The sequence below is a fragment of the Pseudomonas sp. B7 genome (assembly GCF_016735645.1).
GTDB classification, from domain to species: domain Bacteria; phylum Pseudomonadota; class Gammaproteobacteria; order Pseudomonadales; family Pseudomonadaceae; genus Aquipseudomonas; species Aquipseudomonas glycinae.
Genome location: NZ_JAERRE010000016.1, coordinates 58,301 through 72,102, shown reverse-complemented (window position 1 = coordinate 72,102; position 13,802 = coordinate 58,301). Strand labels below are relative to the sequence as shown.

The window sequence follows — 13,802 nt, the reverse complement described above, 5'->3', positions numbered from 1 at the left end:
AGCGGAGTTCTACTTAATAAGAGGGAGCGGAATACACGTCGTAGGTCTGGCGGATCATCAACGCGGCGCTGAAACGCTCGCGGACGATGCGCCGACCTTCGATGCCGAGAGCCGACAACGCAGGCTTCTGGATTTTCTTCAGGCGCTCGGCCAGCGCCTGGTGATCACCGGCGGGGAACACGTAACCGGACACACCATGGGTGACCAATTCGGGCAACGACGTGCAGTCGCTGGCAATCACCGGCAGGCCCAGAGCCATGCCTTCCAGCGGCACCATGGCAAAGCCTTCCCAGCGGCTCGGCACGATCAGCGCATCGGCTTTCTGATACAGCGCGTGCACTTCGGTTGGCGTCACCCAGGGCAGGTATTCCACCCCGTCCAGCGGCGGACATTCGACGACGTCCTCGTTCACCGCACTGCCCACCACCGTCAGTTTCAGGTCGCTGCGTTTTGCTTCGCTGTAGGCCTTGAGCAATACGTCGAAGCCTTTCTGGTAGTCGAGGCGACCGACGAACAGCAGATGAATCGGTGCCGGATCGTTGGCCTTGCGTTCTTCATGCTTGTGATCGATGCCGTTGTAGATCAGCGTCATGCGCTTGCGCTCGATGCCAAACTTCGCGGCCTTGTCCAGTTCGAACTGGCTGACGCAAATGATCTTGTCCGTGACCTTCTGCAGCACCCGCTCGATCCACGCATAGACTTTCTGCTTGATCGGCGAGCTTTCCATCAGGAACGAAAACGCATGGGGGCAGTAGACGATTTTCGGCTTGCGCCACGGCCGCAGGAGCACGCACACGCAACGGCCGATCACCCCGGAAAAGGTGCTGTGCAGATGCACCACATCGGGTTTTTCCTTGAGCAGGACCCGCGCCAGTTGCCAGGCAAAACGCAGCAGCGACGGCACATTCCGCCCGCTTCGGGCGAAGGTGCGGATCTGCTGTGCATCGATGCCGTGCAGTTCTTTCTTCTGGTCGAGCGGGACCAGATACACCAGCTCATAGCGCCCGTCTTCCGGAGCCGCCGAAATCGTGCGGATGACCGTCGCCACCCCACCTTTGATCGTTTCCGCCACGTGCAGTATTTTTTTCACAACCCACCCACTTTCATGCCTGTAAGGACCGTCGCTGAATTTCAGGACTGGTCGGACGCGTATTCGTAGTTGTAATAGCTGCCGTTGCCGTAATAGCTGGCCGCACGCTTCTCGACGCCGTTGAACACCGCGCCCTTCAACTCGATACCGTTCTGGGCGAAACGACGGATCGTCATTTCGATTTCCTTGGCCGGGTTCACCCCGAACCGCGCGACGATCAGGCTGATGCCGGCTTCGCGACCGACAATCGCCGCATCGGTCACGGCCAGCAGCGGTGGCGTGTCGATGATCACCACGTCATAGCGCTCGCTGAGTTGCGCCAGCAGTTCGCGGAAATTGGCGTGCATCAACAGCTCGGAAGGGTTCGGTGGAACCTGGCCACGGCTGATGAAGTGCAGGTTGTCGACTTCGACCTTGTTGATTGCCTGTTCGAGGGTGCAGCGCTTGACCAGCAGATCGGACAAACCGTTGGTGATCGGCGTGTTCAGCGTCTTGTGCAGATGCCCCTTGCGCATGTCGGCGTCGATCAGCACCACGCGCTGCCCGCTTTGCGCCATGACCGCTGCGAGGTTGGAAGAGACGAAGGTCTTGCCGACCTGCGGGCTCGGGCCGGAAATCATGATGCGGTTGTTGGTCGAATCCAGTGCGGCGAAGTGCAGGCAGGTGCGCAGGCTGCGGATCGATTCGATGGACAGGTCCGTCGGGTTGCGCAGGGCCAGCAGATACGCCGGCGTGTCCGCCGCGACTTTGGCCCGGACTTTTTTGCTGTCCTCTTCCTGTTGCAGGGCGCTGTAGGGGATCGACGCGTAGACCGGCAAGCCGAGCTGCTCGATGCCTTCCGGCCCTTCCAGGCCCTTGCTCAGGGATTTGCGCAACAGCACCAGCGCCACGCCGACGAAGGCGCCGAGGAAGGTGGCGATCAGCACGATCAGGGCTTTTTTCGGTTTGACCGGGCTGGTCAGGTCGACGTCCGCCGTATCCACCAGGCGCACGTTACCCACGGCACCGGCGCGAATGATGTCCAGCTCCTGGGATTTGTTGAGCAACTGGGTGTAGATCTGCGAAGCGACTTCGACATCGCGGGTCAGGTTGAGCAGTTCCTGCTGCGTGGCCGGCAGGTCCTGCACCTTGCCTTCCAGCGAACGCTGCTGCTGGGTCAATTCACCGATCTGGGTCATCAGCGCGCGGTAGGCCGGGTGCTGTTTGGTGAACTTGCGATCCATCTCCGCCTGTTGCAGTTTCAGCTCGGAAATCCGCGTTTCGAGCGCCACGGACTGGCCGAGCACCGATTGGGTTTCCAGCGAGATGTTCACGGTCTTGCCGTGGGTCTGGTAGGCGTTGAGCGCATCGCTGGCCTTGGCCAGATCGCGTTTGACCTGCGGCAACTGGCTTTGCAGGAAGGCCAGGCTCTGCGCCGCTTCGGCCGAAGTGCGGCGCACGTTCTGATCGACGTACAGCGAAGCGATCTTGTTGAGGATCTTCACCGCTTCGGCGGCGTCGCTGCTGGCCAGGGCCAGGCGGATGATGCCCGACTCCTTGCCTTGCTCGGAGATGTCCAGCGCGTCCTGATAACCCTGGATGGTCACGATGCGCGGGTAGCGCACCACTTCGAAACGTGTCCCGGGGTTGGCCAACAGTTGCGCGACCTGCCCTTCTACGCCGTCCTGGGCGAAGGCTTCGCCCGCCACGCCTTCTACCAACAGGTTGTCGTTGTCGTCCAACAGCTGAAAGCGATGTTGTTCGCCGGCAATCAGGGTGAGTTTCTTGCCCAGCAGTTCCTTGGGCAGATTGAGCTTCGCAAACTCCAGACGCTCACCGCCCCAGGCGTAGCTGCTCAGGCCGAAACGCGGCGGCGCGACGCTGAGTTCGGTCTCACCGCGATAGCGCCGGGAGAGAAAGCCGCCGATCAGTGGAAAGGTGTTGGGGGTGACGTCGATATCCAGGCGCAGATCGTCGACCGTCTTGCCGATCACTGCGCGGGATTTGATGATGCCGATTTCGGTCACCGACGGCGATTGCCCGCCGAGCATGCTGTTGAGGTCGGAAAAACCGAGCATGTCGTTCTTTTTCGGTTCGACCTGCACCAGCGCGTTGGCCAGATACACCGGCGTGGCCAAAATCGCATAGGCCACACCGGTCATCATGAATGCGCCGGTGAACGCACCGATCAACCACTTCTGATCGATCAGGCTGCCGAAGATGCCGAGAAGATCAATACTGTCTTGATCGTTGTCGCGGGTGCCTATTACTGACGGTAACTGCATAAGTCTTTCTTACCATTCACTGAACTGAAGAATATTCATCAACGCGCCAGGCGTTGCGCCCATGAGCTAACAGCATCTTCAATCAATGCATGGGCATGAATAAAAGCGGCTTGCCCCTGGCGATACGGGTCCTGTATTTCTCGTTCGCTCTGCCACTTGCCCAGCAAAAACACTTTGCCCCTGGCGTGAGAGGCAATCTTCAGTACTTGATTAACATGTTGTTTTTCCATCACCAGAATGAGGTCTGATTCATTGACGATGTCCGCTGTCAGTTGCCGCGCCGTGAACCCTTCGGCACTGTGTCCGCGGTCTTCCAGCACTTGGCGCGCGGTCGACTCCATGCCTTCGCCGACCCGTGCAGACAGGCCTGCGGAGGTCACGCTGATCGCCGAGGGTGTCAGTGCATTGCGCAACAGAAGTTCCGCTGTCGGACTTCGGCAGATATTGCCTACGCAAACGACAAGAATCTTTTTGAACAAGGTTTACTTTCCCGTGTAATGTCAATCGGCCAACATGCCTTGCACATTCGAATGAACCCGCAAGACCTTCCTTCACTCGGAAATAGATTCACCCTTAATACCGATGCATTAAGTACCACGGCCTCTAAAAGTCCCCCAACCAGAATTACCGGACTAAAAATAACTGTGATTTTCGGGCGAAAGTTTTCCGACAAAAAATAACATTCGTGCACTTAGCCTCTTTATTGCCCTCGAAACCTGTGTAACGAGATAACCCTTCGCTAGATGTCATTCTCATCAGGAGAGCCGACATGAAATCAGCACATCTCAAACATCTTGGTGCCGCCGCCCTGTTGATGCTCAGTGCTACCGCGCAGGTTCACGCCAGCACGTTGTTCCCGTCACTGCCCGCCAGAACCATCGGCGTTCAGGTCAAGATCCAGAACTTCACCCCGGCCGACGCCGAGCAGATCAAGGCGGCGGGATTCAGTTTCGTGCGCTTCGGCGTGTGGAGCGACAGCCTCGGCGCCAAGGCCTATCAGAAACAGATCAGCGATGCGTTCGCGGCGGCGCGAGCCGCCGGATTACCAGTCTTGATGACTGTGCGCGCCACCAAGCCGTTGACCGGCGACCTGACAACCGCCGGTGAAGCGTTCGCCAACGCGGTGAGCGGGCTTGAGCAAGCATGGAGCACACAACTGGTGGGGATCGAAATCTGGAACGAGCCGGATCTCGACACCTACTGGCCCACCGGAGACTTCAAAAACACCTTCGTGCCGTTCATGACGGCCATGTGCAAGACGCTGCAGGGCAAACCGCAATCGACGCCCCTGGTGGGATTCGGTTTCGCCCGCCCGCCGACGCCCGGCTCCGCCTCGACCGTGGCACTCAACAGCATTCTCGGCACCTATCCTGAGTGCCTGGATGCGATTTCCTATCACCCTTACGGCATGACCGCGACGCAGATCAGTAACGCGCAGACCTTCATCCAGCAAAACTTCCATCTGCCGGGCGTCATCAGTGAATGGGGCATCTCGGCGCTCGCTTCAAACGGTGGGCCGGAAGGGCAAGCCAGTAAAATCTCCGCGTTCATCGCCGATGTTAAAAAACTCAACATTCCGCTGACGTCGATTTATGAATGGAAGAACAGCGAGTCGGGGAGCAACGACCGGGAGAAGAATTTCGGCCTGCTGACCTCCGATGGCCAGCCGAAACCGGCACAGGCGGCGGTCTCGACGCATTTGAACGCCGATTGAGCGGTACAGCGGGTCGGTTGCTTTGAACCTGTGGTTCTTTTTGGCATCGTATTGATCGATAACGCGCCCCGCCTTTCAAACAGCCGTTTTCAGGTTGTTGCCACCGGGGCGCTCGATACGCCGACATGCCCTTGAGTGGCTGTCGGCGCTCGGGTAATGTCACCAGACCCATAGGACAGAGCACGCTCATGACTTCCAAGCTGGAACAACTCAAACAGTTCACCACCGTCGTGGCCGACACCGGCGACTTCGAAGCGATTGCCCGGGTCAAACCGGTCGACGCCACCACCAACCCTTCCCTGCTGCTCAAGGCAGCCGCGATTCCGGCCTACGCCGAACTGCTGAACGCCAGCGTGCGCGACTGCAAGGGCGATGTCGGCCTGGCCAGCGACCGTTTCGGCGTCGCGGTCGGCCAGGAAATCCTCAAGGTCATTCCGGGCCGCATTTCCACCGAAGTGGATGCGCGCCTGTCGTTCGACAAGGACGCAGTGCTCAAACGCGCCCACCGCCTGATCGAACTGTACGACAAGGCCGGCGTCGGCCGTGACCGCGTGCTGATCAAGATCGCCTCGACCTGGGAAGGCATCCGTGCCGCCGAAGTCCTGGAGAAGGAAGGCATCCAGACCAACCTGACCCTGCTGTTCTCCTTCGCTCAGGCCGCTGCCTGCGCCGATGCCGGCGTGTTCCTGATCTCGCCGTTCGTGGGTCGCATCTACGACTGGTACAAGAAGGCCAACGGCAACGACTACACCGGTGCCGACGATCCGGGCGTACAGTCCGTGACGCGCATCTACAACTACTACAAGGCCAATGACTACAAGACCGTGGTCATGGGCGCGAGCTTCCGCAACCTCAGTCAGATCGAGCAACTGGCCGGCTGCGACCGCCTGACCATCAGCCCGGATCTGATCGAGAAACTGGCGGCCGACACCGGCAAGCTGGAACGCAAACTCGCTCCGGGCCATGCTGGCGAAGCGCGCCTGAGCCTCAACGAAGCGCAATTCCGCTGGTTGTCCAACGAAGACGCGATGGCTACCGAAAAGCTGGCCGAAGGCATTCGTCAGTTTGCCCGCGACCAGGAAAAACTCGAGGCGCTGCTGCAAGCCAAGCTGTAATCAGCCGAGCACAAACGCAAAAAGGGCGAACCCTCACAGGTTCGCCCTTTTTTGTGCCTGGCGGATTGATCGATCAATGCCGCTCGAGGGCATTCACCAGGTCATGGAAGGCTTCGCGGTTGGAGTCGTTCAGGCCCATGAGGATCTTGTGCGCTTCAAGCACCTTGATCCGCACCACCTCTTCCGACTGATCCTGATCCGGCAGATCATCAAGGCATTCCGGGCACGGCACGGGATGATTAACGATATTGAACACCTGCTCGAAACCCATCGACTGCAACAGACGGGTAATGTCCTCGTGGGTGGTGACCACGGTCGGCAGCAGGCCGACCTTCTGCCGCGACAGGATCGACAGCTTGGCCAACAGGCCCAGGGTGGTGCTGTCGATGCTGCGGGTTTCGGTCAAATCGATCACGATCGCGTTGAAATTCAGCGCGGTGAAGATTTTTTCAATAGTCGCATCCAACGCCGAACACAGGGTCAGGCGAACTTCACCGACGAACTTCAGGACGAAGGTGCCGTCCTGCTCGGCGAACTGGATTCTACCGGTACTCATCAAAGATTCCTGCTCAACACCAACAGGGCGATATCATCCGGCATCTCCCCTAGCGTGGCCAATCCAAAAACCTGCCGCAGACCATCCAGGCTGCCGCCCGCCGACTTCACCTTTTGCGGCAAAGCGGCTTCTTTCTCTTTGAGTGTGGGCTCTGGCAAAAGATCCAGAATGCCATCAGACATCAGCGTCAGGCTGAACGTCGGTGGCAGCTCGAGCACGTGGTCTTCGTAGGTGGCTTCGTTGAAAAGCCCCACCGGCAGACCGCGCCCTTCGAGGTAGCGAACACTGTCAGGCGTGTACAACACAGGCAACGGCAGATGGCCGCCGATGCTATAGGTCAACAAACCGGTCTCCTCGTCGATGACTCCACCGACCATTGTGACGTGTTTACCCAGCTTACAACTGATCAGCCCCCGGTTGATATGACCGAGGACTTCCGAAGGCTTGAATTCCGGCAGCGTGCCGTTGCGCTTGGATTCGAACAGCAAGCGCGTGGTCATGAACTTCAACAATACGGTGACGAACGCCGAAGAAGCACCGTGACCGGAAACGTCCGCCAGGTAGAACGCCACCCGGCGCTCGTCGACGCGGAAGTAGTCGACAAAATCACCCGACAGGTACAGCGACGGGATGATCTGGTGCGCGAACCTGAACTCGTCGATGGCCCACGGACTTTCCGGCAGCATGTTCATCTGCACCTGGCGACCGGCGTTCTGGTCCTCCTGGAGCAGGTTCAGGCTGGCTTCGAGTTCGCGGTTGGCCTTTTCCAGTTTCTCGCGGTAGCGCTGGTTTTCCAGCAGCAGGCGCGCACGATCCAGGGCCCGGCGCACGGAATGCTCGAGCACGGCCAGATCTTCGAGAGGCTTGATCAGGTAATCCGCCGCGCCCAGGCGCAGGGCCTCGACCGCGTCGTTCATCACGCCGGCGCCCGAGACCACGATCACCGGAGTCTGCGGTGACCGCTCAGTGACCTGACGGATGAGTTCGAGACCGCCCATCTGCGGCATGCGCAGATCGCAGATGACCAAGTCGGGCGTGTCTTGCTCGAATACCTGAAGACCCTGCTGGCCGTTACTGGCCTGCAAGACGCTGAAACCACTGTCTTCCAAATAGGCCGCGAGGCTCGCGCGCACTACTTCGTCATCATCGATTATCAGCAGCGTGGCACTGGTTTTTGGCATGTGGGCAAACGGCGCCAGAATTAGGTTGGCGTAGCAGGCGGGGCAACGGCCCGGCACAGACTACTGGATTCGCTTTCTAGCCTCTCTGCTGCACCGCTTCGGAGCGTTTGCCCCGCACACGGTTGCACCAGAGGTGCCCTTCTAAGGCGCAGACGGTACTCCCATCCTTCGAGTGTTTCAAGCATGCGCCGATGGTCGCTTGGAGACTTTGTTTGTCAAATCACTCGCAGTTATAAGAACGGCTTCAACCGTAACCCAATCATTGGACGCGCCCACAAAAAAGGCGACCTCGCGGCCGCCCTTTCATACCGATCAACCGAGATCAGAAATCGTCTTCGACCTGCCCGTCCTTGACCTTGAACTCGCGGTTCTGCAGGTAGGCGTTGCGGATGAAGGTGTACTTGTCGCCGCTGATCAGCTTCTCGCTCGACAGCAGGCTGGCGCGGGTATCAACGATGTTCAGGCCGAAAATCGAGTTACGCACCGGCACATCGTTGATGTAGCGGTACGGGCCGGTGAAGCTGTCGACGTACTTGGACGGCGCGTCGCGCAGGGTACTCGGGCCCATCAGTGGCAGCATCACGTAAGGACCGCTGCCGACGCCCCAGTAGCCGAGGGTCTGGCCGAAGTCTTCGTCGCTGCGGTTCAGGCCCATTTTGGTGCCGACGTCGAAGAATCCGAGCAGGCCGAAGGTGGTGTTGAAGATCAGGCGCGCGGTGTCGACGCCAGCCGCAGCCGGTTTGGCCTGAAGAATGTTGTTCGCCAGGTTGGTGACATCACCGACGTTGCGGAACATGTTGTGGATGCCGTCTTCCAGGAATTGCGGAGTAACAAATTCGTAGCCCTGCGCCAGCGGCTTCAGCGCATAGGTGTCGACGAAATCGTTGAACTGGAAGATCGGACGGTTGACGCTTTCCCAAGGGTCTTCTTCCGTTGCGGCTTGAGCGGCGAACGGCACCAGCATCACGCTGGCACATACACAAAGCTGAGCAAGAGGATGGCTCCAGCGCATAGAAAACTCCTTGGATAGTACGGACGCAGCACCTGGGCCGCGGCGATTAGTGCGTCAGTATAAGACGGAAACGGCACTTTAGGCAGTTCCCCCGGTGAAACCCTCTGTAGGACGCTTCGTCACTGGCCTGTCATGCAACTGTCACCGATGTTGCCTAGCCTGATCGCTATTTCAGGGACGTTTTCCATGCCTCAAGCCGAAGCCTTGCCCCTCGCGGCACCGACGCTGACCGCCGTGCTGTTCGGACTCAGCGGCTGTCTGGTGGACTTCGGCGCTCGCGCCCGTCATCACACCAGCGTCGGCCCGGAACACGCCGACGTCACACCCGGCGCCCTGGACAGCCTGCGCAGCCTGCAGCGCCAGCAAATTCCCTGCGCCTGGCTGGATGAGTTGTCTGCAAGCTTCACTCAAGTGCTGTCATCCACACTGCCTGACTGGATCAAACCGTCGCAACATTCGGCAACAATCAATCCATGGCCGGCGCCAAACGCCTGCTGGCAAGCGCTGATGGGCTTGAATGTCGGTCGCCTCGACGGTTGCGTATTGGTCAGCGGCGAACCGCGCCTGCTGCAATCGGGCCTGAATGCCGGGTTGTGGACCATCGGCCTGGCGTCCTGCGGTTCACTGTGCGGCCTGGCGCCGAGCGAATGGCAGGCCCTGAGCCAGAAAGAACGCGAACAGCTGCGCGGCAAGGCGACGGTGCAGCTGTTCGGCCTGGGCGTGCACTCGGTGATCGATCATCTGGGCGAACTCGACACTTGTCTGGCGGACATCAACCTGCGCCGCCTCAAAGGCGAAAAGCCCTGACCGGGATCATGCAGGTTGGCCAAGAGTGGATTAGTCTTAAGGAGAGCCATAGACCTTTGGCGCACGGCTGCGGTCTATGCCAGTGCCTCTCGATAAAAGGAAACAACCATGCCCGCTCAAGAACTGCAGAAACAGCTCAATGCCCTGCGCGAGCAACTGGATCAAAATCCTCCGCTGACCGAAGCCGAGCGCGCTGATCTACATGCCCTGATGAAACAGATCGAACTGGAACTTGAACTGGAAACCAAAACCAAGGACTCCAACATTGCCGATGGTGTGAACCTGGCCGTTGAGCGCTTTGAAGTTGATCACCCCACCATCGCCGGCACACTGCGCAACATCATGAATTCCCTGGTCAGCATGGGCATCTGAGACCCCGCGAATGCAAAAAAGCCCTGCCATCACTGGCAGGGCTTTTTCATGTCCGCGAGGCGGGTTACTGACGAACCAGACGGTGGTTCGGCAGTTGCACGCTTTCAGTGCTGCGGTACGGGTTGATGTCCAGCCCGCCCCGGCGCACGTAACGCGCGAACACCGTGAGTTTTTCCGGCTTCAGCAGGCGCTGCAGGTCGAGGAAGATCCGCTCCACGCACTGCTCGTGGAAGTCCGAGTGCTGACGGAAGCTGACGATGTACTCCAGCAAACTGGCGTGATCCAGCGCCGCGCCACGGTATTCCACCACCACGCTGCCCCAGTCCGGCTGACTGGTCACCGGGCAGTTGGATTTGAGCAGATGGCTGTGCACGCTCTCCTCCACCACCCGCGAATCGTCGCAGCGCAGCAGCTCAGGACGCGGGTGTTCGTAGTTGCTGACGCTGATATCCAGATCGTCGATGCACACGCCCGGCAGCGCCACGACGCCTTCGGCTTCGACGTCTTTCAGGCTGCGAACCCGCACGCCCACCGGTTTGCCGGCGGCAGCGGACAAATCCTTGACCAGCGTCGCTTCCAGGCTCGCGGTGTCGGCGAACGGCGTCTGGTTCAGCGAGTTCAAGTACAGCTTGAACGACTTGGATTCGATGATGTTCGGCGAATCCGCCGGAATGCTGAATTCACCGATCGCCACCACCGGTTTACCCGACGGCAGCAGCCACGACAGTTCGAAGCAGTTCCAGAAATCCACGCCTTTATACGGCAGGGTCTCGGCGGTCAGGCCCAATTCGGCCCATTTCGCGGTGCGCGGGATCGGGAACAGCAGGGACGGCGTGTACGTGGCGATGTATTCGCTGGATTTGCCCAGCGGCGAATGTTCGGCTGCGGGATGCATGGCGGAAACCTGACTGAAGAATCAGCGGATTCTACCAGCCTTTGCTTCCGCCTTTGAGTGCTTACTGACTGACAGTCAGTTTGCCGACCATTCCCGCTTGGTAATGCCCGGGAATATTGCAGGCAAACTCCAGGTTCACCGCTTTGCTGAAGGTCCAGGTCAACTCGGCGGTCTTGCCCGGTTCGACAAGCACGCTGTTGGGGTCGTCGTGCTTCATGCCATGGCCCATTGCGGCGTGATCCATGCCCGCCATGTCGTGGGACATTTCCTTCATGCCGGTCGGCGTCAGCATGCCGCTTTGTTGCATCTGCAACATTTCCTGCTGGTGCTTGGCATGCATCGTTGCGTCGCCGAGGTTGAATTCGTGCAACAACTGGCCTTTATTCACAAGCACAAAACGAACGGTCTCACCGGCCTTGATCTCGATCGCCTTCGGATCGAAGCTCATGTCGCCCATCACCACTTCAATGCTGCGGGTGGCCTTGGCCGCCGGGGCCGGCTGGCCGAAGTCATAGGTGTGCGCCGGCGACGCCCACAGCGGCGAACTCAGCGCCAGCAGACACGCGGCAAGGGCCAGACGGTTGCGCAAAAACATAGTCGTACTCCAATAAATCAAGGTTCAGCCTGTGGGAAACTCTAGCCCGCCTGCGCTGGCAGCGACCTGACAGAGAGATTACAACTTTGTCAGTTTGGCGCTCACCGCGTGAGCCCACGGTATAACGTCCTCGTTCCCGCTACCCGAGTTGCCCATGAAACTGCTGATCGTCGAAGACCAACCCAAAACCGGCCAGTACCTGCGCCAGGGCCTGACCGAGGCCGGTTTCAACACCGAACTGGTGGCCGACGGCACCACCGGCCAGCAATTGGCGTTGAGTGGCGACTATGCGCTGCTGATCCTCGATGTGATGCTGCCCGGACGCAATGGCTGGCAGATCCTGCAGGCGGTGCGCAGCGCCGGCCTGGAAACACCGATCCTGTTTTTGACCGCCAAGGACACCGTGGAAGATAGGGTTCACGGCCTCGAACTGGGCGCCGACGACTACCTGGTCAAACCGTTCGCTTTCTCCGAACTGCTGGCGCGGGTGCGCAGCCTGTTACGCCGCGGCAGTTCCACGCCCCAGGAAACCAGCCTGCGCCTAGCCGATCTGAGCCTGGATCTGATCCGCCGCCGGGTCGAACGCAGCGGTCAACGCATCGACCTCACCGCCAAAGAGTTCGCCCTGCTGGAAATGCTCCTGCGCCGTCAGGGCGAAGTGCTGCCCAAGTCACTGATCGCCTCGCAGGTCTGGGACATGAACTTCGACAGCGACACCAATGTGATCGAAGTGGCGATTCGTCGACTGCGCCTGAAGATCGATGACGACTTCCCCAACAAGCTGATCCACACCGTACGCGGCATGGGTTACGTCCTTGAAGAGCGTGCCGACTGATGCGCCGACTGTCCTTGAGCGGCCGATTGGTGCTGTTGTTCGCCGGCTGCACCGCAGTGGTTTCGCTGGTCGCCGGGGTGGTGTTCAATCGGGCCAGCGAAGGCCACTTCATCGAACTCGACCAGCAATTGCTCGAAGGAAAACTGCTCAGCGTGCGTCAGACGCTGCGCAGCGGTAGCGACGCCGCGCACATCACCGATGAATTGAGCCAACAGGGCGATGTTTCGTTGCGTATCAGCAGCTCTGAGGGGCAGCGCTGGTTCGGTCGCTCGTTGCATACCCCGGCGAATCTGCCGCAACAGCCCGGCCTGGCCACCATCAACGACAACGGCACCGACTATCGCCTGCTCAACGCCGCGCTTGAACCGGGAAAACCCGATTCCCCGCAATTGACCTTGCTGCTGGACATCACCCACCACCAGCACTTCCTGCAACGCATGCAGCATCTGATCTGGCTGACCGTCGGCCTGTCGGCGCTGGCCACTGCGCTGCTCGGCGCCTGGGCTGCCCGCAGCGGTCTTCGCCCGTTACGCCGCATGAGTGCGGTCGCCCGGGGGATTTCGGCGCAATCGCTGAATGCCCGACTGCCGGACGCACGGATGCCTGCAGAACTCGCGGAATTGGCCCACAGCTTCAACGCCATGCTCGGACGCCTCGATGACTCCTTTCAGCGGCTGTCAGCGTTTTCCGCCGACATCGCCCATGAACTGCGCACCCCATTGTCAAACCTGCTGACTCAAACTCAGGTCACCCTGACCCGCCCTCGCCCCCTCGAAGACTATCGCGAGGCACTGCACAGCAACCTCGAAGAGCTGCAATGGATGGCGCAGTTGGTGAACGACATGCTTTATCTGGCCAAGGCTGACCACGGCTTGCTGGTGCCCAAGCGTGAACCGCTGGAGCTGGCGGAAGAAGCCGATGCGTTGCTGGAGTTTTTTGCGCCGCTGGCCGAAGACGCTCAGGTCAGCCTCAGCCGTGACGGTGCGGGGCGGTTCGAGGGTGATCGCGCGATGTTGCGTCGGGCGCTGTCGAATCTGCTGGATAACGCGTTGCGCTTTACCCCGGCCGCCGGCGAAGTGCGTGTAAAGGTGGTCGAGCAGGCGAAATTCTTGAGCGTGACTGTGGAGAACAGTGGTGAGGGGATTTCTGTCGAGTTGTTGCCGCGCTTGTTCGACCGCTTCTACCGGGCGGATCCGGCGCGCCAGGAAGGCAGCAGCGAGCATGCGGGATTGGGGCTGGCGATCACTCAGTCGATCATCCGGGCCCATGGCGGGCAGATTCATTGCGAATCGGCTCAGGGCTGGACGCGGTTTGTGATTGAGTTGCCGAAAAACGATTGAGGCCGGCAATGCCGGCCTCAATGGGG

General features: G+C 59.8%; 14 protein-coding genes. 6 read left to right on the top strand and 8 right to left on the bottom strand.

Annotated elements, in window-relative coordinates; genetic code table 11:
• Positions 1-13: 13 nt before the first annotated feature.
• The 3 genes from JKA62_RS27520 to JKA62_RS27510 are packed head-to-tail and all read right to left on the bottom strand — an operon-like array spanning position 14 to position 3,833.
• Positions 14-1,090, bottom strand: a complete 1,077-nt coding sequence (locus JKA62_RS27520; protein ID WP_102718177.1) for a glycosyltransferase — start codon at positions 1,088-1,090, stop codon at positions 14-16.
• 41 nt (positions 1,091-1,131) lie between these two features.
• Positions 1,132-3,354 carry a polysaccharide biosynthesis tyrosine autokinase gene (locus JKA62_RS27515; protein WP_201820416.1) on the bottom strand — a complete coding sequence of 741 codons (2,223 nt, stop codon included), beginning with the start codon at positions 3,352-3,354 and terminating at the stop codon, positions 1,132-1,134.
• A 38-nt stretch (positions 3,355-3,392) separates the two neighbouring features.
• Positions 3,393-3,833: a low molecular weight protein-tyrosine-phosphatase gene (locus tag JKA62_RS27510; protein ID WP_085748355.1), complete on the bottom strand. Its 441-nt coding sequence runs from the start codon at positions 3,831-3,833 to the stop codon at positions 3,393-3,395.
• Between the two features lie 290 nt (positions 3,834-4,123).
• Between JKA62_RS27510 and JKA62_RS27505 the strand changes: the two genes are divergently transcribed.
• Complete coding sequence (locus tag JKA62_RS27505) at positions 4,124-5,068, top strand: glycosyl hydrolase family 5 (protein WP_201820413.1); 945 nt, start codon at positions 4,124-4,126, stop codon at positions 5,066-5,068.
• 188 nt (positions 5,069-5,256) lie between these two features.
• A complete protein-coding gene (tal, locus tag JKA62_RS27500) occupies positions 5,257-6,183 on the top strand; it encodes a transaldolase (protein WP_201820409.1) in 927 nt (308 codons plus the stop codon).
• Positions 6,184-6,256: 73 nt separating this feature from the next.
• Here the strand turns inward: tal and rssC are convergent, their stop codons facing one another.
• The 3 genes from rssC to JKA62_RS27485 form a co-directional block, all read right to left on the bottom strand.
• Positions 6,257-6,739 carry an anti-sigma factor antagonist RssC gene (rssC, locus tag JKA62_RS27495; RefSeq protein ID WP_003226553.1) on the bottom strand — a complete coding sequence of 161 codons (483 nt, stop codon included), beginning with the start codon at positions 6,737-6,739 and terminating at the stop codon, positions 6,257-6,259.
• Positions 6,739-7,920: a two-component system response regulator RssB gene (gene rssB, locus JKA62_RS27490; protein WP_041475374.1), complete on the bottom strand. Its 1,182-nt coding sequence runs from the start codon at positions 7,918-7,920 to the stop codon at positions 6,739-6,741. The genes rssC and rssB overlap by 1 nt, the downstream gene beginning before the upstream one ends.
• Before the next feature lie 322 nt (positions 7,921-8,242).
• Complete coding sequence (locus JKA62_RS27485) at positions 8,243-8,932, bottom strand: MlaA family lipoprotein (protein ID WP_011335174.1); 690 nt, start codon at positions 8,930-8,932, stop codon at positions 8,243-8,245.
• A gap of 186 nt (positions 8,933-9,118) precedes the next feature.
• Here JKA62_RS27485 and JKA62_RS27480 point away from each other — a divergent pair, with 186 nt between their 5' ends.
• Positions 9,119-9,739, top strand: a complete 621-nt coding sequence (locus JKA62_RS27480; protein ID WP_064381073.1) for a hypothetical protein — start codon at positions 9,119-9,121, stop codon at positions 9,737-9,739.
• A gap of 108 nt (positions 9,740-9,847) precedes the next feature.
• Positions 9,848-10,111, top strand: coding sequence for a DUF4404 family protein (locus JKA62_RS27475; RefSeq protein WP_011335176.1), 264 nt, complete (start codon positions 9,848-9,850; stop codon positions 10,109-10,111).
• 64 nt (positions 10,112-10,175) lie between these two features.
• Here the strand turns inward: JKA62_RS27475 and queF are convergent, their stop codons facing one another.
• Positions 10,176-11,006 carry an NADPH-dependent 7-cyano-7-deazaguanine reductase QueF gene (gene queF / locus JKA62_RS27470; protein WP_201820406.1) on the bottom strand — a complete coding sequence of 277 codons (831 nt, stop codon included), beginning with the start codon at positions 11,004-11,006 and terminating at the stop codon, positions 10,176-10,178.
• 61 nt (positions 11,007-11,067) lie between these two features.
• A complete protein-coding gene (gene copI / locus JKA62_RS27465) occupies positions 11,068-11,601 on the bottom strand; it encodes a copper-resistant cuproprotein CopI (RefSeq protein WP_011335178.1) in 534 nt (177 codons plus the stop codon).
• 154 nt (positions 11,602-11,755) lie between these two features.
• On the opposite strand from copI, the gene JKA62_RS27460 reads away from it, so the two are divergent.
• Together JKA62_RS27460 and JKA62_RS27455 are read left to right on the top strand one after the other, a co-directional pair.
• The gene (locus JKA62_RS27460) at positions 11,756-12,436 is read left to right on the top strand and encodes a heavy metal response regulator transcription factor (RefSeq protein WP_011335179.1); all 681 of its coding nucleotides are present in this window, start codon (positions 11,756-11,758) and stop codon (positions 12,434-12,436) included.
• A complete protein-coding gene (locus tag JKA62_RS27455; RefSeq protein ID WP_011335180.1) occupies positions 12,436-13,776 on the top strand; it encodes a heavy metal sensor histidine kinase in 1,341 nt (446 codons plus the stop codon). The genes JKA62_RS27460 and JKA62_RS27455 overlap by 1 nt, the downstream gene beginning before the upstream one ends.
• Positions 13,777-13,802 lie beyond the last annotated feature (26 nt).

What these genes read in the sequence shown, in the direction of transcription:
- JKA62_RS27515 (WP_201820416.1), bottom strand. Translation starts at nt 3,354, where the DNA reads ATGCAGTTACCGTCAGTAATAGGCACCCGCGACAACGATCAAGACAGT.
- JKA62_RS27505 (WP_201820413.1), top strand. Translation starts at nt 4,124, where the DNA reads ATGAAATCAGCACATCTCAAACATCTTGGTGCCGCCGCCCTGTTGATG.
- tal (WP_201820409.1), top strand. Translation starts at nt 5,257, where the DNA reads ATGACTTCCAAGCTGGAACAACTCAAACAGTTCACCACCGTCGTGGCC.
- rssC (WP_003226553.1), bottom strand. Translation starts at nt 6,739, where the DNA reads ATGAGTACCGGTAGAATCCAGTTCGCCGAGCAGGACGGCACCTTCGTC.
- rssB (WP_041475374.1), bottom strand. Translation starts at nt 7,920, where the DNA reads ATGCCAAAAACCAGTGCCACGCTGCTGATAATCGATGATGACGAAGTA.
- JKA62_RS27485 (WP_011335174.1), bottom strand. Translation starts at nt 8,932, where the DNA reads ATGCGCTGGAGCCATCCTCTTGCTCAGCTTTGTGTATGTGCCAGCGTG.
- JKA62_RS27480 (WP_064381073.1), top strand. Translation starts at nt 9,119, where the DNA reads ATGCCTCAAGCCGAAGCCTTGCCCCTCGCGGCACCGACGCTGACCGCC.
- JKA62_RS27475 (WP_011335176.1), top strand. Translation starts at nt 9,848, where the DNA reads ATGCCCGCTCAAGAACTGCAGAAACAGCTCAATGCCCTGCGCGAGCAA.
- queF (WP_201820406.1), bottom strand. Translation starts at nt 11,006, where the DNA reads ATGCATCCCGCAGCCGAACATTCGCCGCTGGGCAAATCCAGCGAATAC.
- copI (WP_011335178.1), bottom strand. Translation starts at nt 11,601, where the DNA reads ATGTTTTTGCGCAACCGTCTGGCCCTTGCCGCGTGTCTGCTGGCGCTG.
- JKA62_RS27460 (WP_011335179.1), top strand. Translation starts at nt 11,756, where the DNA reads ATGAAACTGCTGATCGTCGAAGACCAACCCAAAACCGGCCAGTACCTG.
- JKA62_RS27455 (WP_011335180.1), top strand. Translation starts at nt 12,436, where the DNA reads ATGCGCCGACTGTCCTTGAGCGGCCGATTGGTGCTGTTGTTCGCCGGC.